General features: G+C 64.9%; 23 protein-coding genes. 13 read left to right on the forward strand and 10 right to left on the reverse strand.

Annotated features, from left to right (window positions below; translation table 11 throughout):
• Positions 1-23 precede the first annotated feature (23 nt).
• From M0209_RS11215 to kynU, 9 genes are all read left to right on the forward strand, one after another.
• On the forward strand, positions 24-1409 hold the full coding sequence (locus M0209_RS11215; RefSeq protein ID WP_258888357.1) for a glycosyl transferase family protein: 1386 nt from the start codon (positions 24-26) through the stop codon (positions 1407-1409).
• A 344-nt stretch (positions 1410-1753) separates the two neighbouring features.
• A complete protein-coding gene (locus M0209_RS11220; RefSeq protein ID WP_258888358.1) occupies positions 1754-2449 on the forward strand; it encodes a hypothetical protein in 696 nt (231 codons plus the stop codon).
• Between the two features lie 66 nt (positions 2450-2515).
• The gene (locus M0209_RS11225; RefSeq protein ID WP_258888359.1) at positions 2516-3430 is read left to right on the forward strand and encodes a sulfite exporter TauE/SafE family protein; all 915 of its coding nucleotides are present in this window, start codon (positions 2516-2518) and stop codon (positions 3428-3430) included.
• On the forward strand, positions 3427-4191 hold the full coding sequence (locus M0209_RS11230; protein ID WP_258888360.1) for a TIGR02186 family protein: 765 nt from the start codon (positions 3427-3429) through the stop codon (positions 4189-4191). The genes M0209_RS11225 and M0209_RS11230 overlap by 4 nt, the downstream gene beginning before the upstream one ends.
• An 88-nt stretch (positions 4192-4279) precedes the next feature.
• Positions 4280-5944, forward strand: a complete 1665-nt coding sequence (locus M0209_RS11235; RefSeq protein WP_258889624.1) for an ATP-binding protein — start codon at positions 4280-4282, stop codon at positions 5942-5944.
• Positions 5945-5999: 55 nt separating this feature from the next.
• Complete coding sequence (locus tag M0209_RS11240) at positions 6000-7256, forward strand: isoprenylcysteine carboxylmethyltransferase family protein (RefSeq protein WP_258888361.1); 1257 nt, start codon at positions 6000-6002, stop codon at positions 7254-7256.
• 115 nt (positions 7257-7371) lie between these two features.
• On the forward strand, positions 7372-7671 hold the full coding sequence (locus M0209_RS11245; protein WP_258888362.1) for a hypothetical protein: 300 nt from the start codon (positions 7372-7374) through the stop codon (positions 7669-7671).
• 118 nt (positions 7672-7789) lie between these two features.
• On the forward strand, positions 7790-8413 hold the full coding sequence (kynB, locus tag M0209_RS11250) for an arylformamidase (RefSeq protein WP_258888363.1): 624 nt from the start codon (positions 7790-7792) through the stop codon (positions 8411-8413).
• Complete coding sequence (gene kynU / locus M0209_RS11255) at positions 8410-9645, forward strand: kynureninase (RefSeq protein ID WP_258888364.1); 1236 nt, start codon at positions 8410-8412, stop codon at positions 9643-9645. Before kynB ends, kynU begins: the two co-directional genes overlap by 4 nt.
• Before the next feature lie 19 nt (positions 9646-9664).
• On the opposite strand, the gene M0209_RS11260 is transcribed toward kynU, so the two are convergent.
• Together M0209_RS11260 and M0209_RS11265 are read right to left on the reverse strand one after the other, a co-directional pair.
• Positions 9665-10081 (reverse strand): low affinity iron permease family protein, encoded by a 417-nt coding sequence (locus tag M0209_RS11260; RefSeq protein WP_258888365.1) that lies wholly within the window; start codon positions 10079-10081, stop codon positions 9665-9667.
• Between the two features lie 11 nt (positions 10082-10092).
• Positions 10093-10758, reverse strand: a complete 666-nt coding sequence (locus tag M0209_RS11265; protein ID WP_258888366.1) for an MBL fold metallo-hydrolase — start codon at positions 10756-10758, stop codon at positions 10093-10095.
• A gap of 65 nt (positions 10759-10823) precedes the next feature.
• Here M0209_RS11265 and M0209_RS11270 point away from each other — a divergent pair, with 65 nt between their 5' ends.
• Complete coding sequence (locus M0209_RS11270; RefSeq protein ID WP_258889625.1) at positions 10824-11816, forward strand: glycerophosphodiester phosphodiesterase; 993 nt, start codon at positions 10824-10826, stop codon at positions 11814-11816.
• Here M0209_RS11270 and M0209_RS11275 read toward each other — a convergent pair.
• Positions 11800-13125, reverse strand: a complete 1326-nt coding sequence (locus M0209_RS11275) for a dipeptidase (RefSeq protein WP_258888367.1) — start codon at positions 13123-13125, stop codon at positions 11800-11802. The genes M0209_RS11270 and M0209_RS11275 overlap by 17 nt on opposite strands.
• A gap of 113 nt (positions 13126-13238) precedes the next feature.
• Between M0209_RS11275 and M0209_RS11280 the strand changes: the two genes are divergently transcribed.
• Positions 13239-15269: a beta-propeller domain-containing protein gene (locus M0209_RS11280; protein WP_258888368.1), complete on the forward strand. Its 2031-nt coding sequence runs from the start codon at positions 13239-13241 to the stop codon at positions 15267-15269.
• A gap of 35 nt (positions 15270-15304) precedes the next feature.
• Here M0209_RS11280 and M0209_RS11285 read toward each other — a convergent pair whose 3' ends face one another.
• The 5 genes from M0209_RS11285 to M0209_RS11305 form a co-directional block, all read right to left on the reverse strand.
• Positions 15305-15709, reverse strand: a complete 405-nt coding sequence (locus M0209_RS11285; RefSeq protein WP_258888369.1) for an EVE domain-containing protein — start codon at positions 15707-15709, stop codon at positions 15305-15307.
• On the reverse strand, positions 15709-16914 hold the full coding sequence (locus M0209_RS11290) for a multidrug effflux MFS transporter (RefSeq protein WP_258888370.1): 1206 nt from the start codon (positions 16912-16914) through the stop codon (positions 15709-15711). Before M0209_RS11290 ends, M0209_RS11285 begins: the two co-directional genes overlap by 1 nt.
• 172 nt (positions 16915-17086) lie before the next feature.
• On the reverse strand, positions 17087-18418 hold the full coding sequence (locus M0209_RS11295; RefSeq protein WP_258888371.1) for a dihydrolipoamide acetyltransferase family protein: 1332 nt from the start codon (positions 18416-18418) through the stop codon (positions 17087-17089).
• 5 nt (positions 18419-18423) lie between these two features.
• Positions 18424-19428 carry an alpha-ketoacid dehydrogenase subunit beta gene (locus M0209_RS11300; RefSeq protein ID WP_258889626.1) on the reverse strand — a complete coding sequence of 335 codons (1005 nt, stop codon included), beginning with the start codon at positions 19426-19428 and terminating at the stop codon, positions 18424-18426.
• Between the two features lie 145 nt (positions 19429-19573).
• Entirely contained in the window at positions 19574-20854 is a 1281-nt protein-coding gene (locus tag M0209_RS11305; protein ID WP_258888372.1) for a 3-methyl-2-oxobutanoate dehydrogenase (2-methylpropanoyl-transferring) subunit alpha, read from the reverse strand.
• A gap of 121 nt (positions 20855-20975) precedes the next feature.
• Here M0209_RS11305 and M0209_RS11310 point away from each other — a divergent pair, with 121 nt between their 5' ends.
• The gene (locus tag M0209_RS11310; RefSeq protein ID WP_258888373.1) at positions 20976-22127 is read left to right on the forward strand and encodes an acyl-CoA dehydrogenase family protein; all 1152 of its coding nucleotides are present in this window, start codon (positions 20976-20978) and stop codon (positions 22125-22127) included.
• 32 nt (positions 22128-22159) lie between these two features.
• Here M0209_RS11310 and M0209_RS11315 read toward each other — a convergent pair whose 3' ends face one another.
• Together M0209_RS11315 and M0209_RS11320 are read right to left on the reverse strand one after the other, a co-directional pair.
• Positions 22160-22525, reverse strand: a complete 366-nt coding sequence (locus M0209_RS11315) for a four helix bundle protein (protein WP_258888374.1) — start codon at positions 22523-22525, stop codon at positions 22160-22162.
• Between the two features lie 31 nt (positions 22526-22556).
• Positions 22557-23870 carry a M20/M25/M40 family metallo-hydrolase gene (locus M0209_RS11320; RefSeq protein WP_258888375.1) on the reverse strand — a complete coding sequence of 438 codons (1314 nt, stop codon included), beginning with the start codon at positions 23868-23870 and terminating at the stop codon, positions 22557-22559.
• Positions 23871-23955: 85 nt separating this feature from the next.
• Between M0209_RS11320 and M0209_RS11325 the strand changes: the two genes are divergently transcribed.
• The gene (locus M0209_RS11325; RefSeq protein WP_258888376.1) at positions 23956-24867 is read left to right on the forward strand and encodes a DUF808 domain-containing protein; all 912 of its coding nucleotides are present in this window, start codon (positions 23956-23958) and stop codon (positions 24865-24867) included.
• Positions 24868-24888 lie beyond the last annotated feature (21 nt).

A 24888-nucleotide genomic window follows, 5' to 3' on the forward strand; every position in this document is an offset into this window, starting at 1 on the left:
TCGTTAAGCCATTTCGGGGGACGATGGCCGTCTTCATTCAAGTCCTGCTGTCGATCTCGCACGAACTCATGCTGTTCGCGGCGTTCGCATTTGTGCTGGGCGGCACTAGCGACACGGCAGTCGACCTGATCTGGGCCGCGCGGGCTACATGGCGACGCGGATTCATATTCAAGCGTTTCACCCGTGCCACGGCGATTTCACTGGAACCCTCGGTCAAACCGGAGCGACTGGCCGTATTCATCCCCGCATGGGACGAAAGCACCGTCATCGGCGCCATGCTCCGCCATGCAATAGACGCGCTCGCACCGGCCGACTGTGTCATCTACGTCGGGGTCTATCCGAACGATCCGGCCACCATTGCTGCCGTCGCCGCTGTCGCGTCGCCCCGCGTGCGACCGGTTATCGGCCCCCGCCCCGGCCCCACGACCAAGGCCGACTGCCTGAATATCCTCTGGCAGCAGATGCAGGCGGACGACCTCGTCGACGGGGTCCGCACCAAGGCGGTTGTTCTCCACGATGCAGAAGACGTTGTTCACGCATCGGAAGCCCGGGTATTCGACTGCCTCACAGACCGGTTCGACCTCGTCCAGCTTCCCGTCGTACCGCTGGTCGATCCTGCGTCGCGCTGGATCTCCGGCCATTACATCGACGAGTTCGCCGTCCATCATGGCAAGACCATTGTCGCGCGCGAGTGGATCGGGGCGGGGCTGCCCTCGGCAGGCGTGGGATGTGCCTTCTCGCGGACTATGCTCGACAGGATCGCCCAGGGGCGTGACGGCCCGTTCGACGCGGCCAGCCTGACCGAAGACTATGAACTCGGACTTCGCATCCGCCAGCTGGGCGGACGTGGCGCCTTTGTTCGACTGCCCGAGTCACCGGGCGGTCCGCTCGTCTGTGTGCGCGCGCATTTTCCGGCAGAGCTCGCCGATGCCGTCGTCCAGAAATCGCGCTGGATTGCGGGGATCGCCCTGTCGGGCTGGGATCGTCTCGGCTGGCAGGGCGGCTTTGCCGAAAGCTGGATGCGCCTCAACGACCGGCGCGCGTTGTTTGCTGCTATCGTGATGCTCGCAGCCTATGGCGCGCTGGCAACCTATGCGATCGCAACGCTGCTCGGTGCGGCGCTCGGCATCGAAAGCAGCCTCCGCAGCTCTTGGCTCTTCGATATCCTTCTGCTCCTGTGCGGCGTCCTGCTGCTGTGGCGACTGACGCTGCGGGGGGTGCTGGTCACGCAGCTCTACGGGTGGCGCGAGGGGCTGCGATCCATCCCGCGCTCCTTCTTTGCCAACGTCATCGACATGATGGCCGCCCGACGCGCGGTCGAGGTCTATCTAAAGGCGCGACGCGACGGCGTCGTCCGCTGGGACAAGACTCGCCACGCCTTCCCCGCCGATCCCGGCACGGCGCGGTGAACAGGGCGGGTCCCGCGCGCCCGATCCGCGCGGTGGTTGCGGTCCTCGCACTTTGGGTCGGCGCACGCGCCGCATTTCTGCTGAGCAGGAATCCGGTCGCGGCAGGCGCGAGTCCAGCAACGGCGGTCGCCCTGCCGATTGCGGCCATTGCCTCCTCGCCGAAAGGCGTTCCTGAGAAAGCGTCGGCTGCAATTCCGGCATCCCCAAGACCGGTACCGATTGCCGCAACGATATGGGCAGTCCGGCGAGCGCAACCAAGGCCCGTCGTCTCAACATCGAAAGATTTCGTCTCGTCCCAGGTCGAGAGCGATTTCACGCCTCCAGCAACAAGTGCTCCACTGCCGATGACGCTGGCAACAACGACGGCCCGTTCGCCGCCGGTCGCGGCCTTGCCTACCTTCGATCGGCAATTGTCTGTCCATCCGCAATCGCAATGGTCCGGATCGTTTTGGCTAACGGCACGCGAAGGCGTTTCGACGGCACTGACATTGGGAAGCAGCCAGCTCGGCGGATCGCAAGCGGGGGTCCGGATTTATCGCCAAGTGAGGCCTGCACTCTCGCTCACAGGGCGTGTTTCGGCAGCGCTTGCCACGCGACAGAGCGAGGCGTCCGCCGGACTTGCGCTGCATCGTGGCGCGTTCACCCTGCTCGCCGAGCGCCGCTTTGCGCTCGATGGCGGCGGGCGCAACGACTGGTCGGTGACAGCAGTAGCGGGCGTTTCGGACATTCGCTTGCCACTCGCAATCCGGCTCGACGGCTATGCCCAGGCCGGGATCGTCGGCCGCGACGGCTTTGCCGATGGCGCGCTGCGGGTTGAGCGGACAATCATCGGTACCAGCGCCGACCGTCTCGCGGTCGGCGCAGGCGCATGGGGGAGCGTCCAGCCGGGCGTTTCCCGGCTCGATATCGGCCCGCAAATCGTGGCGCGCGCATCGCTCGGTGGGCGGGCGGTGCGTCTGTCCGCCGAATGGCGGCAGCGAGTGGCGGGCAGTGCTGCGCCGGGATCGGGACCGGCCGTAACGTTGGGCGCCGATTTCTGATCGAAGGGTTTTTGCCGGGGCGACCCTTTCGGGCGGCGAACCGAGCGGCTAGGGCTGGTCGCGCCGATGGATATCTACCTTCCCGTCGCGAACCTGTCGGTCAACGCGCTGGTCATCGTCCTGCTGGGCGGGGGCGTCGGCTTGCTGTCGGGTATGTTCGGGGTCGGTGGCGGATTCCTGACCACGCCGCTGCTGATCTTCTATGGCATTCCGCCAACGGTCGCTGCCGCTTCCGCCACGACGCAGGTGACGGGGGCGAGCGTATCGGGCGCGCTGGCGCACTACCGGCGGGGGGGGGTCGATATCCCGATGGGCGCAGTACTGGTCGTTGGCGGCATCGTCGGCGCGATCGCGGGCTCGGGTATTTTCCGCGTGCTCCAGCAGTTCGGCCAGATCGATACGGTTATCAACATCCTCTATGTCGTGCTGCTGCTGGGCGTCGGTATCCCGATGGCGCGTGAGGCGGTGCAGAGCGTTGCCGCGACGATATCTGGCACGCCCTTGCCCGCGAAGAAGCGGCGGCATCACCCGGCGGTTGCCGCCCTGCCCTTCCGTTGGCGCTTCTACGCCTCGGGCCTTTATATCTCGCCGCTCGCACCACTGATCCTGGGCTTTGTGACCGGCATCATGACCGTGCTGCTCGGCGTCGGCGGCGGGTTCATCATGGTGCCGGCAATGCTCTACATCCTCGGCATGGCAACCCGCGTTGTCGTCGGCACCTCGCTGTTCCAGATCTTGTTCGTCACTGCCGCGACAACGATGGTCCATGCGGTCACGACCAAGGCTGTCGACGTCGTCCTCGCCTTTTTCCTGCTACTCGGCAGCGTCATCGGGGCGCAGGTCGGGGCGCGGCTCGCGGCGCGGTTCAAACCCGATTACCTGCGGCTGCTGCTCGCCGCGATCGTGCTTGCCGTCGCTTTCCGCATGGCCATCGGCCTGACCTGGCAGCCCGAGGAAATCTATACGGTGCAGCTGCTGTGAAGCGGGTCGCTGTTGCCCTGTTGGCTCTGGTCCTGCTCACCGCCGCAACCGAAGATGCGCCGGTGCTCGTCCCTGACGTGTCGCAACGCGAAGTCGACATCCATTACAGCTTCACCGGGGCCGAACTGCTGTTGTTCGGCGCGATCCTCTATCCCGGCGGCAAGGTGCCTGACGGACGCACCGATGTGGCGGTGGTGCTGAAAGGGCCGCCGCAATCGATCCTCGTGCGCGAGAAGCAGAAGCTGGCGGGCGTCATCTGGGCCAACGCAGGATCGTCGCGGTTTCGCTCGGCACCGGCCTTTTATGCGATTGCCGCATCGCGCCCGCTCGACAAGCTCGTCGACGAGCGCACGGCGGCGATCTACGAACTCGGTCTCGGCAGCATCCATCTGTCCCCTGCGGGCGGGGCGGACCCGCAAGTCGCACACCGCTTCGAGACCGGTTTCGTCGATCTGCGTGCCAGGGGCGGATTGTTCGTAACCCAACCCGGCGCCATCGAAATCTCCAAGGGTGTGCTCTATCGCGCGCGCCTCACCATTCCGCCACGCGTTCCCGACGGACGCTATACAGCGGAGACGTTCCTGATCCGCGACGGCAAGGTCATCGCGGCGGCCACACGCACCATTACGGTCCGCAAACAGGGCTTCGAACGGATCGTCGCAAGCTTCGCGCAAGACTGGCCGATTTCCTATGGCTTGCTCGCGGTGCTGCTGTCGGTCGGTTTCGGCTGGGGCGCGGGCGCATTGTTCCGGCGCATCTGAACCACTTGGCCCATCCGTAACCGGTTTGTTAACCACTCCCGCGCTACGACCGACGGTGCGTTTTACAGGTGGGATCAAACTAGTGGACATGCAGCGTACCGGCGCGTTCGAATCGACAACGACCAGCAACGAAGGGCCGCGCACCGTCGGTGCCTTCAACGGCCCCATCGGCGAAGTCATCGAGATTTCCGGATCGTCCTCGCAAGTCCGTTTCGACGGTGCCGCGCTCGCCCGCCAGAGCGGTGCCGAAGATCCCAGCCTCGCCACCGCAGGCCAGGTCGGCAGCCAGATCAAGATCCGGCTCGGTTCGACATGGCTCGTCGCCAACGTCCGCTCGCTCCGCGTCGATCCCCAGCAAGCGGGCAGCGTGATCGGGTTCATCGACTTTCTCGGCGAAGGCGACGAGGAACGGCTGACCGGAAAGATCTACAACTTCCGCCGCGGCATCACCCGTTACCCGACTCCCGGCGGGCAGGTCTTCCCCGTCAGCGGGCAGGACATGCGCCAGATGTACGCCGCCGACGACCGCGCTTTCATCGAAGTCGGCACCGTCTACCCGACCAAGGACATTCGCGGTGCGGTTTACGTCGATGCGATGCTCGGCAAGCATTTCGCGCTGCTGGGGTCGACCGGCACCGGCAAATCGACCAGCGCCGCACTCATCCTTCACCGCATCTGCGAACTGGCGCCGCAAGGCCATATCGTGATGATCGATCCGCACGGCGAATATTCGGCGGCGTTCAAGACCAACGGCGCGCTGTTCGACGTAACGAATCTGGCGATGCCGTACTGGCTGATGAATTTCGAAGAGCATTGCGAGGTCTTTGTGACCACGCAGGGGTCCGAACGGCAGACCGATTCAGACGTCCTCGCCAAGTGCCTGCTCGCCGCCAAATCGAAAAGCCGCGCGGCGGAAGGCATCTCGAAACTCACCGTCGACTCGCCGATCCCCTATCTGCTCAGCGACCTGACCAACTTCATCACCGCCGAAATGGGCAAGCTCGACAAGGCGGGCGACAATGCGCCGTATATGCGGCTCAAGACCAAGATCGACGAGATCAAGTCCGATCCGCGCTACAGCTTCATGTTTTCCGGCATGCTCGTCGCCGACAACATGGCCGGGTTCCTCGGGCGCATTTTCCGCCTGCCCGGCGACGGCAAGCCGATTTCGATCATCGATGTGTCGGGTGTGCCGTCGGACATCACATCGGTGGTGGTCGCGGTGCTCGCGCGCATGGTGTTCGACTATGCCATCTGGAGCCGCAACGAGCCGCAGCGCCCGATTCTGCTCGTCTGCGAGGAAGCGCACCGTTACGTGCCGAACGAAGCGAACTCGCAGAAGAGTGCCGTCGGCAAGATTCTCGGCCGCATCGCCAAGGAAGGCCGTAAATACGGCGTCTCGCTCGGCCTAATCACCCAGCGCCCGTCCGACCTTGCCGAAGGCGTGCTGTCGCAGTGCGGCACGATCATCGCGATGCGCCTCAACAACGAACGCGATCAAGCCTTCGTGAAGGCCGCCATGCCCGAGGGCGCGCGCGGCTTCCTCGATACCATCCCGGCGCTGCGAAACCGCGAATGCATTATCTGCGGCGAAGGCGTCGCCATTCCCGTGCGCGTCAGTTTCGACCCGCTCGAAGACCATAAGCGCCCGGCGTCGTCCGATCCGCTGTTCTCCGAACTCTGGAAGGAATCCGGCGGCGAAGAGGAAATCCTGACCCGCGTCATCAAGCGCTGGCGCGCCCAGGGCAAATAGCATGGACGCGGGGCGCGGTTTCGTGCGCGCGCCGAACGCGCTAGGGACGTCGGTAATGGCCGCCGACCCCCGCCCGCGCTCCGCCGTTTCGTCCGGCGTCGGTATCGCGGGGCTTGTCGGCCTCGCGCTGTGGATGGGTATCGCGCGCTATTTTCACATGTACGGACCGTTTTCGGCGGTGACGGCGGCGTTTGCGGCGGGCATCCCGATGGTGCTGTGGTCGCTGTTCGTGGACCGCGTTCACCGGAACCCGACAACAGGCATCGACTGGAGCGCACCGCGCAAGCCGCTGTCGGAAACGCTCGAAACCAGCCTCGCCAAATTGGCGGGCCTTTGGGCGACTTGGGCGATTATCGCAGTCGTTTATGCCAGCGCGCGCTTCTACTGGGTCGGCAACTATACCTTTGCGATGAAGACGTTCATCGTCGCCGCGCCGTTCCTGTTCGTGGCCTCGGTTCCTTATATCCTGTGGCTCGATACGCGGCTGAAAAACCCGCGCGACGGGTGCTGGGCATTCGGCAGCTGGCTGATGGGCGACCGCACTGCCGACCGCAGCGCGATCGGCGACCATTTCCGCAGCTGGGCGGTGAAGGCGTTCTTCACCGCGTTCATGCTGTCGGGCTTTCCGGGCAATTTCTTCGACACAGTGGAGCGCCCCTTTCCCGCGCTCAACGACCCCGTGGGTCTCGCCAATTTCCTGATCTCGGTCATGTTCCTGATCGACATGACGCTTGCCACCGTCGGCTATATCCTGACGATGAAGCCGCTCGACGCTCATATTCGCTCCGCTACGCCCTATGCCAGCGGCTGGGTGTCCGCGCTGATCTGTTATCCGCCCTTCGTTCTTATGGGTGGCGGCGGCCCGCTAGACTATCATGTCGGGACGTTCGGTGACCAAGGCTGGGCGCATTGGCTTGCTGCATACCCTGCAATGCTTTGGATCTGGGCCTTCGCTCTCGTCGTGCTGACTGGGGTCTACGCCTGGGCAACCATGGCGTTCGGCATTCGCTTTTCCAATCTCACGCATCGCGGCATCCTGACCCACGGGCCGTACAGCTGGATGCGGCACCCCGCCTATGTGTCGAAGAACACCTTCTGGTGGCTCTCGACACTCCCCTTTCTGGTCAGCACCGACAGCCTTGCGGATGCCGCGCGCAACACGATCATCATGGCGGCGGTCAGCGGCGTCTATTTCTGGCGCGCGATGACCGAGGAAAAGCATCTGCGCTCGGACGAGGACTACCGCACCTATGCATCCTGGATCGACCGCAACGGCTGGTTCGCACGCGGACGCCGCGCGCTGAAAATTTAGGCGACCTACCCCAAATGGGGCTGCCGCCTGACGGCACCCTGCGCGAGACCGGCATCGACGGGTTCACTTGGGGGAACACATTGCCATGCCGAAATTTCGTACAGCCCTGACTGCCGTGCTGCTCGCTTCATTTGCCGGACCGGCAGCCGCAGCGGATCGTCATGTCACCATCGTCAACGCGACCAACGACACGATGGTGCGCTTCTACGCATCGAACAGCGGGCGGACGAGCTGGGAAGAAGACATTCTGGGGGACCGCATCCTGAAACCCGGCCAGTCGGTTCGCATCAATGTCGACGATGGCACGGGGTCGTGTATCTATGACTTCCGCGCCGATTTCGACGACGGACAAAAGCTGACGCGCACCCGGATCAACGTGTGCGAGGTTTCAACCTATCGCTACACGGCCAATTGATGACGCAGCGACGGCTCTGGACCGAAGTCACGGTCGCGACCGGCCTTGTGCTTGCCGCAATGGCGCTTGCCCTGTTGATCTAGTTGCAGCCGCGCTGCCGAGCGCCCACTAAGCGGCCATGCTGCGCGATATCACGCAACCGCTTGGCCCCGAAACCCCGATGTGGCCCGGGGATACGCCGTTCGGATCGGCGCAGACGTGGAGCTATGGTCCCGGCTGCCCGGTCAATGTGTCGCGCTTCGAAAGTTCGACGCATGCGGGCACCCATGCCGATGCGCCGCTGCACTACGATCCGGATGGAGACAGCATCGCAGCCGTCGATCTGGCCCCTTATGTCGGCCCCGCCCGTCTGGTCGATGTGCGCGGGCAGGGTTCGGTGGTAACGCCCGACATGGTTGCCCCCGCGCTGGCGACGCCGTGCGAACGCATGCTGCTGCGAACCTATAGCCGCTTCCCCCATGGGCACTGGGACGCATCTTTCGTGACGGTGGCAGCGGCGACAATCGATCTGCTTGCGGCGCACGGTGTCGTCCTGATCGGCATCGACAGCCCGTCGCTCGACCCGCAGGAGTCGAAAACGATGGACGCGCATCTCGCGGTTCGCGCGGCAGGGATGGCAATCCTCGAAGGGCTGGTGCTCGACGATATCGCGGCGGGCGATTACGAGCTGATCGCGCTGCCGCTCAAGCTGGCGGGCCTTGACGCTGCTCCCGTGCGCGCCATCTTGCGCGACCTGCCATGAGCGATCTCTCGCTCGCCGCAGCACAGGCGCGCGATGCCGCCGACCCGTTCGCTTTTGCGCGCGACCGCTTCACCCTGCCGGACGGCGTGATCTACCTCGACGGCAATTCGCTCGGTGCCCTGCCCCTCGCAACGTCGGCCGCCATGGCCGACGTGATCGCCGGGCAATGGGGCGAGGGACTGGTCACCAGTTGGAACCGCCACGACTGGATCGGCCTGCCGCAGCGCCTTGGTGCCCGGATCGCGCCGCTGATCGGGGCCGCACCCGACGAAGTCATTGTTACCGACACCACGTCGACCAACCTGTTCAAGCTGATCGCCGCCGCACTCGCTGCGCGGCCGCACCGGCAAGTCATCCTGTCGGAAGCGGGAAACTTCCCGACCGACCTGTACATCGCGCAGGGCGCAGCGGCGATGCGCGGCGCGCAGCTCAAAACCGCTGCGGGGGCTGAAATCCTGTCGTCGCTCGACGACCATGTTGCGGTACTGCTGCTTACCCATGTCCACTACAAAACCGGCTCCGTTCACGACATGGCGGCGATCACCGCCGCCGCCCATGCTGTCGGCGCGCTTGTCATTTGGGATCTGAGCCACAGCACCGGCGCGGTGCCGGTCGATCTGAACGGGTGCAACGCCGATCTCGCGGTCGGGTGCGGCTATAAATACCTCAACGGCGGTCCGGGTGCCCCGGCCTTCCTCTATGTCGCGCGGCGCTTGCAAAACGAACTTCACTCGCCACTTTCGGGCTGGATGGGGCATGCCGCGCCGTTCGCGTTCGAGGATGGCTATCGCCCGGCTCCCGGTATCGATCGGTTCCTGTCGGGCACCCCTTCGGTCCTGGCGATGGCGGCACTCGATGCGGGGCTCGACACCTTCGACGGCGTCGATACCACCGCCTTGTTCGCCAAGGGGCGCGCGCTCGGCGATTATTGTATTGCCCTGATGGACGCGCGCTGCGCCGGACAGGGCTTTGCCCTGATTTCACCGCGCAATGGCGACGCGCGCGGCAGCCATGTTTCCTTTGCCCACCTGAACGCCTGGCCGATCTGTCAGGCGCTGATCGCGCGCGGCGTGATCGGAGATTTTCGAGCGCCCGACGCACTGCGGCTGGGATTTGCGCCGCTCTACACCGGGTTCGCGGATGTCTGGCACGCGGTCGAGGCCATTCGCGACATCGTCGACAGCGGGGCATGGGACGCTCCGGCCTATCATGCGCATTCGGTAGTCACCTGACCATCGGGTCGATGCGGCGTTAGAGTTTTGCCGCGAGTTTTTTCAGGCTTTCGTCGACGGCCTCACCCTTTTCGCCGTTGGTTTCCTTTTCGAGCGCGGCGCGCACTGCCTCGACCTCGTGAGACGTCAGATGCTCGATCCCGATGAATTTCTCGCGCGCCCCCTCGACCGCGCGCAGCAGTTCGTCGAGCTTGGCCTGCATCGATGCGGTGTCGCGGTTCGCCGAATTCTGGATCAGGAACACCATCAGAAAGGTGACGATGGTCGTGCCGGTATTGATGACCAGCTGCCACGTCTCGCTGAACGCGAACATCGGCCCGGTCACCGCCCAGACGATGACCGTCGCCATTGCGAGGATGAACGTCGCGGGCTGCCCCGCCGCATCGGCGATCCAGGTCGAGATGCGGGTGAAGAATTTGTCGAGCGTGTGTTTCATGGCAGCTCCCCTCAGGCGGCGGCCAAGACCCGGTCGGCGACATAGGGGTTGGTCGCACGTTCATGGGCAAAGGTCGACATGGCCCCGTGCCCGGGCACGAAATTGGTATGCCCGCCGAGCGGCCAAAGCCGGGTGACAATGGCGTCGAGCAAATCCTGATGATTGCCCATCGGAAAATCGGTGCGGCCTATGGAACCCTGGAACAGGACGTCACCAACCATTGCCACGCCAGAGGGCGCGTGGTGGAACACGACATGGCCGGGGGTGTGGCCGGGGCAATGATAGACGTCGAGCGTCAGATTGCCGACCGTCACCGTGTCGCCATTGTCGAGCCAGCGGTCGGGTTCGAAGACTTTGCCATTCACGCCGTAGCTGCGCCCGTCGTCCTCGAGGCGCGAAATCCAGAAGCGGTCGGCCTCATGCGGTCCCTCGATCCTGACGCCGAGTTCCTTCGCCAGCGTCCCCGCCTCCCCGCAATGATCGATATGGCCGTGGGTGATCAGGATCTTCTCGATGGTCACCCCCGCCTGCGCGGCGGCAGCTTTCAACCTGGGCAAATCGCCGCCGGGGTCGACGAACGCGCCGCGCATGGTTGCCGTGCACCAGAACAGGGTGCAATTCTGCTGAAGCGGGGTGACCGGAATGATGGCGGCGCGCATAGGGGGCGTGACTGTCATAGCGGCGACATGGCGCGCGCATCAGGGCGTGACAAGGGGAGACGACCGTGCTCGACTGGATTGCGATGATTGCCGCTGCCGCCCTTTCCACCGCGCACCCGTTGGTGATCGCCCACCGCGGCGCGAGCGGCGAACGGCCCGAGCACACGCTGGCCTCGTACACGCTCGCCATCGAGCAAGGCGCGGATTTCATCGAACCCGACCTTGTCATGACCAGGGACCATGTGCTCGTCGCGCGGCACGAGAACGAGATTTCGGGGACGACCGATGTCGCGGCGCACCCCGAATTTGCCGCGCGCAAGGCAACCAAGGTCATCGACGGGCAGAGCTTTACCGGTTGGTTTACCGAGGACTTTACGCTGGCCGAGCTGAAGACACTCCGCGCCCGCGAGCGTCTGCCCGATTTGCGCCCGCAGAACCGGGCGTACGACGGGCAGTTCGAGGTGCCGACATTCGACGAAATCCTCGCGTTGGTGAAAGCGACGAAGCGGCGGGTGGGCGTCTATCCCGAGATCAAGCACGGGACATATTTCGACGGCCTTGGCATGAACATGGAAGCGCCGCTGCTTGCCGCGTTGAAAAAGGCGGGGTTCAGCAAGAGGACCGATCCCGTATTCATCCAGTCGTTCGAGGTCGGCAATCTCCAGCGGCTGCGAAAAGCGACGAAGCTGCGCCTCGTCCAGTTGATCGACGGCAGCGGCCATCCCGCCGACCGGCCCGATCTGCCGAGCGCGACGATGGTGACGCCGACGGGCCTTGCCGAGGTAGCGCGCTATGCCGATGCCATTGGCGTGACCAAGACGCTGGTCGTACCGCGCGACGGGGCGGGGCACTCGGTGAAGCCGCTCACTCTCGTTGCCGACGCGCACAAGGCTGGTTTGAAAGTCCATGTCTGGACCTTCCGCGCCGAGAACTTCTTCCTGCCGCTCGAACTGCGCGCCGGACGCGAGCCGGAGGGGCATGGCGACCTCGCCGCCGAACTCCGCCAGTTCTATGCGCTGGGCGTCGACGGGGTGTTCAGCGACTATCCGGGGATTGCGGTCACTTCGCGGCGCTGAGCACATCCGTTCCCGGCGGCACCCCCTTCATCGCCGCCGCTGTCGCTTCGGCCCCGCGCATCACGCGCAGGATATTGCCGCCCGCGAGCTTGGCGAGGTCGGCGTCGCTCCAGCCGCGGCGGATGAGTTCGGCAAACAGGTGCGGATAACCGTCGACGCCGCCCAGCCCGACCACGAAATCGCCACCGATGCCGTCGAGGTCACCGCCGATGCCGACATGGTCATGGCCCGCAATTTTGGCGATATGGTCGATATGGTCGGCAACAAGACCCATGGACGTTGCAGGCTTCGGATTGGCCTTGTCCCACGCCTGCATCGCCGCCTTGCGCCGTTCGGGCTGGCCGTTGAAATAGACCTTGTTCCGCGCTTCCTCCGCCGCACGCACGGCGTTCCAGGCGGTCACTGCCTGCGACAAATGGCCGGGATAGAAATTGACCATGACGACGCCGCCGTTCGCAGGGAGCAGTTTCAGCACGTCATCGGGCACGTTACGCGGATGGTCGTTGAGCGCGCGGGCGCCGGAGTGCGAGAACATCACGGGAGCCTTGGTCGCGGCCAGTGCGTCCATCATCGTCTTGGGGCTGACATGGCTCAGATCGAGGATCATCCCCAGCCGGTTCATCTCGCCGACAACGCTTTTGCCGAAGGGGGTCAGCCCGTTGCGCTTCGGGTCGTCGGTCGCCGAATCGGCCCAGTCGTTGTTGAGGAAATGGGTGAGCGTCATGTAGCGGACACCGAGCCCGTACATCTGGCGCAGCACGCCCAGCGAATTGCCGATCTGGTGGCCGCCCTCCATCCCCATCAGCGACGCGATTCGCCCCGCCTTGTGGATGCGGACCACATCGGCAGCAGTAGTGGCGAGTTCGAGATCCCGCGGGTAGCGCGCGGCCAGCCGCTTGACGATGTCGATCTGTTCGAGCGTCGCCTGCACCGCCGCGCCGCCGGTGAGTTCGGCGGGGACATAGACCGACCAGAACTGGCCGCCGACCCGGCCCGCACGCAGCCGCGCGATGTCGGTCTGGAGCGGCTCGCGCAGCTTGTCGCTGTTCGCCGACACATCGGTGGTCTCGACTTTCGAGGCGTATTTCTCGCGTAATTCCCAGGGCAGGTCGTTGTGACCGTCGATCAGCGGGGTAGCCTTGAGCACCCGGTCGATGCGCGCCTGGGTCGCGGCGTCGAGTGGCGGCGGAGCGCTCTGGGCTGCGATCGGCGTCCCTAAAGTCACTAAGCTCACCCATATCGCGCCTGCGACAAGATGCGCGGCAATGGGGCGGAGTGCGGTGCGGGCTGGGGCGATGGGTCTGGTCATCCCGCCAGCTAAGCACAGCAGGCGGGGTGTAGGACAGCGGTTTTCGGCGTGCTTGCATCGGTCAAGTTATAATGTATCATTCGTCGACTTCGCCAAGCGGAGAGGAGAGAGCCATGCCGGACGCTGCACATCGCTTCGGAGCGGTCATGACGGGGTTATGGGTCGTCGCGGTCGCAGTAGCGCTCGTGCTTGTCCCCGGCAGCACGTCGACGGCAGCCGCCAGCCGCGGCGCGACGGTCATGGGGCTGGGCGGCGGTTCGGGCCCCGGCCTGTCAGCGTTCCGCAACAAAGCCGAGCTGGCCACCTACATGCGCGACCTGCGGAACGCGCGGGCAGCAACGATGCGAAACCGCAGTCAGTCGAGCTATGACATGGCATCGCCACCCCCGCCGCCACCTCCCCCCGCACCTCCGGCGGTCGCCATGGCCGCGCCGCCCGCCGCCGAAGCAATGGTCGTAACCGGCAGCAAGGCCGCCAGCGACAATATCACAAACACGCAAGTGCAGGGCGTCGATGAGGGCGGCATCGTCAAGGCGCGCGGGGACATCCTGGTCGTGTTGCGGCGCGGGCGGCTGTTCACGGTCTCGACCGCAAACGGCGGGATGCGCCCGGTTGCCGCCATCGACGCGATGGCGCCGGGGCTCGACGGGCGCGGCGACTGGTACGACGAGATGCTGGTCGCGGACGATACTGTCGCGGTGATCGGCTATAGCTATGCGCGAAACGGCACGCAGGTAAACCGCTTCCGGCTCGGCCCCGCCGGACAATTGAGCTTCCTCGACGCGTACAGCTTCAAATCCGCCGATTATTATTCGTCGCGCAACTATGCCAGCCGTCTGATCGGCAACCGGCTGGTGCTCTACGCCCCGATTCCGCTCGACATCGATCGCTGGGAAAGCTCGTTCCCGTCGCTGACCCGCTGGCGCAGCAACGGGCGCGCCGATCCGTCGAAGCCGCTGTGGAACGCCAACATGGTCTATGTGCCCGAGCGCGTCCGCCGCGCGGGGCCATGGGCGGTAACGACGGTGCACAGCGTCACCAGCTGCGACCTCACCGCCGCCGTGCTCGATTGCGACGCAACCAGTGTGCTCGGATCGGACTCGCGCACCTTTTATGTGTCGCAGAACGCCGTCTATGTCTGGACCGGCCTGAACGGCGGACAGTCGGAGTACGACGAGGACGCGCCGCGCGGCGGTCCGTCAGCGCTGCTTTATCGCCTGCCGTTCGACACCTCGCGCCCGCAAGCCGTGGCCGCGCGCGGCCAGCCGGTCGACCAGTTCTCGTTCTTTGCCGACACGAAACGTAGCGCGCTGCAGGTCGTCGTCGGCAGCGGCGGCGGCGACCGCATGTGGGGACCGGAATGGACCAACGGGCGGCTGGCGCTGGTCAGCGTGCCGATGGGGCTGTTCGGCAGCGGGGCCGCCGAAGTGCCGCAGAGCCGCTATCAGCGGCTGCCCGGCGAAGGGCAAAGCTGGGGCATCCAGAACCGCTTTGTCGGCGACCACCTGCTCTACGGTATGTCGGGCGGCTATGGCGCACGCGGCGCGACCAATGCGGTGCGCGTCGTGTCGCTGGCGACGCGGACGGTGACGGCGGTTGCGCTGCCGCACCGGGTCGACCGGCTCGACGCGATCGGCCCCGATGCCGTCGTCGTCGGACAGGGGACGGGCTATCTCGGCTTTTCGGCCATCGATCTGACTGGCACGCCGCGCCTCGCCGCCGAATACCGCCTGCCCGACGCGGAAGAGAGCGAATCGCGTAGCCAGGCGTTTTTCTTCCAGCCCGATGCGCGCGATCCGGCGGGGCGGTCGGGTCTGCTCGGCCTGCCCGTCGCCCGCCAGTTCAGGCTGGCGCGCGGGTTCCAGCAATCGGCGGCGGTGGTGTTCCTGCGCCGGTCGGGCCGCGAACTCGGCCCCAATGGCGAACTGGCGGCATCGCGCAGCGAGCAGCGCGACGACGGCTGCCGCGCCTCGTGCGTCGACTGGTACGGCAATGCCCGCCCGATCTTTCGCGGGCCCCGCGTGTTCGCGCTGCTCGGTTATGAGCTGGTCGAGGGACGCGCGAAGCAGGGAACGATGGACGAGGTCGGCCGCGTCGATATGGCGTCGCTGGTGCGGCGGGCAGAGCCGGACATGCGCCCCTGAAAATCGTCGCGGACGGAACCCGCCGATAGCCCGCGCTAGCGCGACATCTCCAGCACGCGCGCCCATTCCGCGTCGCGCACAGGCGCAACCGACAAGCGCGACTGGCGTACCAGCTCCATCTCGGCAAGTGCGGGGTCGGCCTTGATCGCGGCGAGCGTCACCGGGTTTTCGAGCGCCGCGACCGGTGCGACATCGACGGCAGGGAACCGTCCCGCGGCGTCCTTCGGGTCGAGGTAGTGCTCGCGGACGATCTCGACGATGCCGACGATCTCCTTGCCCTCGTTCGAATGGTAGAAGAACGCGCGGTCGCCCAGTTTCATCGCGCGCAGATTGATCGCGGCAGTGTGGTTCCGCACCCCGTCCCAGATCGTGCGGCCGTCGCGGACCATGTCGGTCCACGCATATTTATGCGGTTCGGATTTCACCAGCCAGTACGCCATCACGCGGGTCTTACATCATGGCGGGCGACGAACAATCCGCCTTCGGCCAGCCAGATGACGGCGATCGAGACCAGCCCCATGAAGGTCACGCCCAGATAGAGCGGCATCGTCGTCCCGTCGAAACTCGCGCCGATCACGGTGCCGCCGATGGCCCCGAGCACTGCCCCGAACGACCCCTGGATCGAACTCGCCGTCCCGGCGACATCGCCCATATTCTCCATCGCCATGGCGCCGAAATTGCCCGCCGCGAGCGCGAAACACACCATCATCGCCGATTGCAGCACGACGAAGGTGACCAGCCCATCGCCGCGCCACGCCACCAGTCCGGCATGGAACGCCGCAATCGCCGTCATCGCCAGAATTGCGGCATGGCCGATGCGCCGCATCCCGAACCGCTTGACGATGGCAGCATTGGTCAGCGAGGCCGCCATCATGCACCCCGCCATGATTCCGAAGCCGACGGACAACAGCTTTGGGCGGTGGAAAGTTTCGGTAAAGACGAGTGTCACCGAGGTCAGGAACCCCATCACAGTCGCGGTGAGGCAAGCATTGGACACGCTATAGGCGACCGATTGGCGGTCGCGCAGCACGATGCCCGCGGCTTCCCTGATCGACGCAAACGAAATCGGGCGGCGATGTTCGGGCGAGAGCGTGTCGGGCAGGCGCAGCGCCACCCACAGGAAAATCGCAACGCCCACGAACGCCAGCACAATGAAGATATAGCGCCATGGCGCGACCTCAAGCACCGCTTGGCCCATGAACGGCGCGATGATCGGCGCGGCCATGAAGATCGCCGAGGACAGGCTCATCACCTGCGCCATATCGCGCCCCTCGAACCGGTCGCGGACGATCGAGGTAGCGAGAACCCGCGCCACGGCAGTCGCGAGCCCCTGTGCCATCCGCGCTGCCAGCAACAGGGTAAAGGTCGACGCCGAAGCCGCGAGCAGGGCCGTCAGTGCATAACCGACCAGCGCGCCCAACATCAGCCCGCGCCGCCCGTAGCGGTCGGTAAAGGGACCGACGAACAGCTGCGCGACGCCGAATCCGAAAGTGAAGGCGGTCACCACCAGCCCCCAGCGCGTTTCCTCGGCAACACCCAGGCTGGCACCGATGGCAGGAAGCGCCGGCAGCATCGAATCGATCGCAAACGCCGCGATCATGTTGATCGTGGCGACAAGAGCGACGAATTCGATGCGGCCGGGCATTTTCATGGCGTCGCCTTTATGCTGCATTGCGGCAAATGGATACCCTCTCCCTACAGGGGAGAGGGTCGACTCGCGCGAAGCGCGGCGGGGTGAGGGCATGAAGCTTCACTCGTTCCCTCACCCTGCTTGCGTTGCAACCGCAAGCTGTCCCTCTCCCCTTCAGGGAGAGGGCTTAATCCGCGAACAGCAGTACCGGTGTTTCCAGCAATTTGCGGACGGCCTGGACGAAACTGGCGGCGTCCCAGCCGTCGACGACACGGTGGTCGCAGCTGATCGACAGGTTCATCAGCTTGGCACGGCGGATGTCGTCGCCCCCCAAAGGATTTTTGGCGAAGACGGGGCGTTCGATAATGCGGTTGGGACCGATAATCGCGACTTCGGGCCGGTTGATGACCGGCGTCGTTGCAATCCCGCCGAGCGGCCCCAGCGACGTGATCGTCAGCGTGCCGCCCGACATTTCGGCACTGGTCGCCTTGCCGGTCCGCGCGGCCTCGGCGAGCCGGGTTATTTCGCTCGCAAGCTGCCACACGTTTTTCGCCTGCGCGTCGCGGATAACCGGGACCATCAGGCCCGCATCGGTCTGTGTCGCCATGCCGAGATGGACGGCGCCGCTGCGCGTCACGACCCCGGCCTCGTCGTCGTAGCGCGCGTTGATCATCGGGAATTGCGGCACCGCCTTGCAGATCGCGACGATCATCAGCGGCAGCATCGTCAGCTTGGGCCGGTTGCCGCGGTTATCGTTCAGGTCGGCGCGCATCGCCTCCAGCGCGGTAACGTCGATTTCCTCGACATAGGTGAAATGCGGGATGTTGCGCTTCGATGCCGCCATGTTCTCGGCGATACGGCGGCGCATGCCGATGACCTTGATGGCTTCGTCGGCGCGCGGCGCGGCAGCAACGCCGAAGCCCTGTGCGCTGTTGTAGCGGAGATAGGCGTCGAGATCGGCGTGGCGCAGGCGGCCGTCTTCGGAGGGTTTGACGTGCGACAGGTCGATCCCGAGATCGGTGGCGCGTGTGCGGACAGCGGGGGAGGCGAGGACTCTTAATTCCTCCCCTTGCGAAGCCAGGGGAGGGGGACCGCCCGCCTCTTCCGGCGGGTGGTGGAGGGGTGCGACCGCAGGGAGCGACGCACTGATGGCAGGCACCGCCGCGACTGCGTCGCGCCCCTCCACCGCTTCGCGGTCCCCCTCCCCTGCGTCTATGCGCAGGGGAGGATTGGCATCCGGCGTCTCCGCATCGATCCGCTCGGCAACTTCATCCTCGCCCGCGACCTCGATCACCGCGAGCGTGCTCCCGATCGGCACCATATCGCCGACCTCGCCCGCCAGTTCGACGACCACGCCCGACACGGGCGATTCCATCTCGACGGTCGCCTTGTCGGTCATCATGTCGGCGAGGTTGGCGTCCTCCTCGATCCGGTCGCCGACCTTCACATGCCACTGGACGATTTCGGCCTCGGCAATGCCTTCGCCGATGTCGGGCAGGCGGAATTTGTAGAGCGCCATCGTCGTCAGTCCTTCAGAACCAGGTCGAGCGCCGTCCCGATGCGGATCGGCCCCGGGAAATATGCCCATTCGAGCGAGTGCGGATAGGGCGTGTCGAAGCCGGTCACGCGCTGGATCGGCGCTTCGAGGTGATAGAAGCAGCGTTCCTGAATGAGCGCGGCCAGTTCCGCGCCGAACCCGCTGGTCCGCGTCGCCTCGTGCACGATGACGCAGCGGCCGGTCTTCTTCACACTCGTCTCGATGGTCTCGATGTCGAGCGGGAGCAAGGTGCGGAGGTCGATCACCTCGGCATCGATCCCCTTTTCCTCGACGGTCGCGCGCACGACATGGACCATCGTGCCAAAGGCGAGCACGGTCACCTCGGCCCCTTCGCGCACCACCGCCGCCTTGCCGAGCGGCACGGTATAATGGCCCTCAGGCACATCGGGCGTCTCGACTTTCGACCACGGCTGGACCGGCCGGTCGTAATGGCCATCAAACGGACCGTTGTAGATGCGTTTGGGTTCGAAGAAGATGACGGGGTCGTTGTCCTCGATCGCGGCGATCAGCAGCCCCTTGGCATCATAGGGGTTCGACGGGATGACCGTCTTCAGCCCCGCGACATGGGTAAACATCGCCTCGGGCGATTGCGAATGGGTCTGCCCGCCGAAGATGCCGCCGCCGAAGGGCGAGCGCACCGTGATCGGCATGACGAACTCGCCCGCCGAGCGATAGCGCAGCCGCGCCGCTTCGCTGACCAATTGGTCGAGACCGGGGTAGATGTAATCGGCGAACTGGATCTCGGGGACGGGGCGCAGGCCATAGGCGGCCATGCCGACCGCGACGCCGATGATGCCGCATTCGTTGATCGGCGTGTCGAACACGCGCGTCTTGCCGTGTTTCGCCTGCAGCCCCGCCGTCGCGCGGAACACGCCGCCGAAAAAGCCGATGTCTTCGCCGAGCACCGTCACATCCGGATCGCGGGCAAGGCACACGTCCATCGCGGAGTTGATCGCCTCGATCATGTTCATGCGCGGCATCAACCCTCTCCACTTCGTGGAGAGGGCGGCGCAGCGTAGCGCAGCCGGGAGAGGAATGGCATGGCAACGGGCTGTGCCTCTCCCGATGCTTCGCATCGCCCTCTCCGCGAAGCGAAGAGGGTTTGATCAGCGCGCTTCATACCCCCGCCGCCTTCCGCTCATCCCGCATCTGGTCGCGCTGTTCGATCAGGTGCCAGGGCATCTCCTCGAACACATCCTCGAACATCGTGTCGAACGGCTGATGCAGGCCGTGGCCGAGGATGCCGTTCTTCTCGGCTTCCTTTTGTGCAGCCTTCACCATTTCGGCGAGTTCGACATCCTGCGCGGCGTGGCGGTCCTCGTCCCACTCGCCTAGCCCGATCAGATGCGTCTTCAACCGCGCAATCGGGTCGCCGAGCGGCCATTTCGTCGCCTCGTCGGCGCTGCGATAGGCCCCCGGATCGTCCGACGTGCTGTGCCCCTCCGCGCGATAGGTGAAATGCTCGATCAGGGTCGGTCCCTTGTTGGTCCGCGCGCGTTCCGCTGCCCAGGCGGTCGCGGCATAAACGGCGAGCGGATCGTTGCCGTCCACCCGCAACCCCGCGATGCCATAGCCGACGGCACGCGCGGCAAAGGTCGTCGCCTCGCCGCCCGCAAAACCCGCGAACGAGCTGATCGCCCATTGGTTGTTGACGACATTCATGATGACCGGCGCGCGGTAGACGGTGGCGAACATGCACGCCGAATGGAAATCGCCCTCTGCGGTCGATCCTTCGCCGCACCAGGTCGCGGCGATCCGCGTGTCGCCCTTGGCCGCGCTCGCCATCGCCCAGCCGACTGCTTGGGGATATTGCGTCGCGAGATTGCCCGAGATCGAGAAGAACGCACCTTCCTTCGTCGAATACATGATCGGCAGCTGGCGGCCCTTCAGCCGGTCGGCGCGGTTCGAATAGATCTGGTTCATCATGTCGACGATGGGCCAGTCACGCGCGATGAGGATGCCCTGCTGGCGATAGCTCGGGAAACACATGTCGTCGCGGTCGAGCGCATAGGTCGCGGCCACCGCGACGGCCTCCTCGCCGGTGGACTTCATATAGAAGCTGGTCTTGCCCTGCCGCTGGGCGCGGAACATGCGTTCGTCGAACGCACGGGTCAGCGCCATGCTGCGCAAGATTCGGCGCAGCAAATCTGGCGAGAGGCGCGGATCCCAGGCGCCGACCGCAACCCCCGCATCATCGAGCACCCGCACCAGCCCATAGGCCATATCGCGCATCGTGCCCGCATCGGCGGCGCTGTCCGGACGCGGCGTGATCCCGGCTGCCAGCACTTCGACGCTGACGAATTCGGCCTCGTCGCCGGGGCGGAATTGCGGTTCCGGCACGTGCAGCGACAGCGGCGGCAGGTTGGGGCGACCAAGGGACGAAGACGACTCAGACACGGGGTTCTCCTGAGGCTCAAGCATTAGTCGCGCGCAATAATATTACAACGCTCGAAAACGCGTTGCGGCCCCGGCCCCCGCTCGCTAACCTTTACGCAAACGTAAAGCTGGAGAGACCCCCATGACGCTCGATGTCGCCGGACGCACTGCCTATACCGAGGATCACGAAGCATTTCGCGACTCCGTCCGCAGCTTCATCAAGGCAGAGGTGGTGCCGAACATCGACCGCTGGGACGAAGCCGGGATCGTCGAAAAAGCGATCTGGCCGAAGGCAGGCGCGGTCGGGATGCTGTGCCCGACGGTGCCCGAAGAGTACGGCGGGCTGGGCCTCGATTTCGGCTATAATGCGATTATCGACGAAGAAATCAGCTACGGCGGCACCGCGCTCGGCTTCTCGCTCCAGTCGGATATCGTCGTCAACTATATCGTCAGCTACGGCAGCGAGGAGCAGAAGCGCCATTGGCTGCCCAAGCTCGTTTCGGGCGAAGTCGTGACCGCCATCGCAATGACCGAACCCGGCGTCGGATCCGACCTTCAGGGCATCCGCACTACGGCAAAGAAAGATGGCAACCACTACGTCATCAACGGCAGCAAGACGTACATCACGAACGGCCAGAATGCCGACCTGATCCTCGTCTGCGCCAAAACCGACACTGAGGTGCAACCGGCGTGGAAGGGCGTGTCGATCATCTTGGTCGAGGCCGACCGCGAGGGGTTCAAGCGCGGTCGCAACCTCGACAAGATCGGGCAGGACGCGGCGGACACATCGGAACTGTTCTTCGAGGACGTCCGTGTGCCGATGACCAACTGCCTCGGCGAAGAGGGCAAGGGCTTCATCTACCTCATGAGCGAATTGCCGCAGGAACGCCTGTCGATCGCCATCGGCGCGCAGGCCTCGGCGCAGCGCGCCTATGACGAAACCGTGGCGTTCGTCCGCGACCGCAAGGCGTTTGGCAAGCCGGTGATCGATTTCCAGAACACGCGCTTTACGCTCGCCGATCTCAAGTCGAAATTGCAAGTCGGCTGGGCACATCTCGACTGGGCAATTGCGCGGCATTTGCGGAAAGAATTGACCGCCGAGGAAGGGGCCGCCGCCAAGCTGTGGCACACCGAATTCCAGTGGGAAGTGATGGACAAATGCCTCCAGCTCCACGGCGGGGCGGGCTATATGAACGAATATCCCATTGCGAAGATGTGGCGCGGCGCGCGGGTGACGCGGATTTTCGGGGGGACGAACGAGATCATGAAAGAGTTGATCGGGCGGAAATTATAGCAGGGAGCGGGGAGCAGGAAGCAGGGAGCGGTTTAGCTCGTTTCGCCCAAGCGCCGGATTTGCGAATGCAGCATGCGGCCAAGTTCGTCCGCGAACTGCAGGCTGGCCTCACACGTCCCGGAAGCTGCGACCCCTACTCTTTCCGCCAAGAGCAAATGCGTTTCGAGTTCCCTGAGTGAACCCCGAGCAATCTTGAGAAACTGCATGTAGCTTCCCCGGCTCTCGCGTCCATAACCCTCCGCAATATTGGCAGGGATCGAGCCTGCGGCGCGGCGCGCTTGGCTTGTGAGTCCGTAGAGTTCGTCTTTCGGCCAGCCACGTGAAAGCCGATAGACTTCTGCCGCAAGTGCCATGCCAGTTTGCCACGTCTTGAGTTCACGATAAGACGAAACGCCCACCCTCCCTGCTCCCTGCTCCCTGCTCCCTGTTCTACCGCCGCTGCCCGCTTAACCGAGTCATCAATATCGCCGCGCGCTTTGCCTGACGCTTCATGCTGTTCAGATCGACCGTTTCCCCCGGCGCGTGGTCGCCCCGGCTCGACGGCCCCAGCCCCGCGAGGCCACTGACATCGTTTGCGACAAACGAGATGTCGCCCGCCCCGCGCTTCAGCGGGTCGAGCGGCGGCATTTCGGGCAGGCCGAGGTCGGCGTTCACCCCGTTGAGCGCAGTCAGGATCGCGCGGTTGCCGTCGGTCGGGGCCATTGCGGGATAGCCGCCCGCCTCGAATGCGATCTTCGCATCGGTCAGCGGGGCATGGGCGGCGACAATCGCGGTCATCTTTGCCTTCACCCGCGCAGTTTGCTCCTCCGACAATGTCCGGAAATCGCCTTTGGCAATCGCGATACCGGGGATGATGTTCGACTTGCCCGTTGCCGTCGCGCGCACCCCGTCGGTGTCGAACGCCGCGCTTTGCCCGCCCGCGATCAGGCCGACGTTGAAGGTCAGGTTCGGTTCGGGCAGCTCTTTGCGGAACGTCGCTACGATCCGCGCCAGTTCATAGATCGCGCCGTCGCCTGCGCCGCTGCTGAAAATGCCCGAGCTATGCCCCGCCTTCCCCGTCGCGGTCAGAGTCCAGCTGTTCGACGAGCGGCGCGCGACCGAGCCCATGTCGCGGCCGTTCTCGGTCACCAGCCCCTCGAAATCGAGCGCGACATCGGCGCGTTTGCCCGCCGCGATCAGGTCGGCGCGCGCGACATCGATGGGGTCGCCCGCGTCCTCCTCGTCGCCCGTCAGCGCGATCTCGATATTCGCGCCTGCCAATGTGCCCGCTGCCTTCATGGCCTTGAGCGCCATCAGGATGACGACCATGCCGCCCTTGTCATCGCCTGCGCCCGGCCCTTCGCCGGACTCGCCCTTGCGAACAAATTTCTGGAACGGTGAATCCTTTTCGAACACCGTGTCGAGGTGGCCGATGAGCAGCAGGCGCTTCGTGCCCGGCTTGCCCGCATGGGTGGCAAAGATGTGGCCTGCGCGATTGGCGGCGGCCATCGGTTTCCATTCGACCTTGAACCCCAGCGGTTCGAGCTCGGCGCGCATCATGCGCCCGACCTGCTCGACACCGGCGAAATTCATCGACCCGCTGTTCACATCGACAAGCTGTTGGAGCAGCGCGACCGAAGGTTCGTAGTTCGCCTCGACATGCGCAGCCATTTTCGCCTCTGCGGGCGAAAGTTTGGCGTCAGCGACGACAGGCAGCGATAGGGCGACGATCAGGGCGGGGGCGAGCGTGAGCAGATGTTTCATACGCCAAGGCTAGCCGAGCCGGTCGCGCGATGCCAAGTGTTACGCTCACGTGTTACACATTGTCTCCAGGTAAACAGGATCGCTTATGCCCTCGGGTCTCGCCGCGCTGCTCGACGATGTCGCCGGTATCGCCAAAATCGCTGCTGCCTCAGTCGACGACGTCGGTGCTGCGGCGGCGAAAGCAGGTGCCAAAGCGGCGGGCGTCGTGATCGACGATACCGCCGTCACGCCGACCTATGTAACGGGCTTTACCCCGGACCGCGAATTGCCGATCATCTGGAAGATCGCGGTCGGCTCCTTACGCAATAAGATCTTTTTCCTGCTGCCCGCTGCGCTGTTGCTCAGCGCCTTCGCGCCGTTCCTGATCACGCCGATCCTGATGATCGGTGGCGCCTATTTGTGTTTCGAGGGCGCGGAAAAGGTCATTCATGTTTTTACGGGGCATCATGCCGGTGAAGACCTCGACCCCGACGGCGGCGACGATCATGCGCTGCTCGAGGAAACCAAGGTCGCCGGCGCGATCCGCACCGATTTCATCCTGTCGGGCGAAATCATGGCGATTGCGCTGGCCGAAGTGGCGGCGCAGTCGATCTGGGCGCAGGCGGCAAGCCTGATCCTGGTTGCGCTTGCGGTAACGGCCGGCGTCTATGGCGTCGTCGCGCTGATCGTGAAAATGGACGACATCGGCGTGCATCTGGCGAAGAACAAGCTGTCGCCGTTCCGCGCGGCAGGGCGCGGGCTGGTCGAGGCGATGCCGTGGTTGTTGAGATTCCTGACCGTGCTGGGCACCGCCGCGATGATCTGGGTCGGCGGCGGCATCATCGTACATGGCTTGCACGCGACGCCGCATTTTATCGAGGACGTCGGCGGCGGCAACGGGTTCGTGCACTGGCTGGCCGATGCGGGTTTTTCGGGCGTCGTCGGGCTGGCGATCGGGGGCGTGATCGCAGCCGCGGTGGGCCTCATCCAAAGGGCGCGCGGGAAGGCACACGGATGAGCGATCTAGTTACGGCGAGAG

The sequence above is a fragment of the Sphingomonas sp. SUN039 genome (genome assembly GCF_024758725.1).
Lineage (GTDB): Bacteria > Pseudomonadota > Alphaproteobacteria > Sphingomonadales > Sphingomonadaceae > Sphingomonas_O.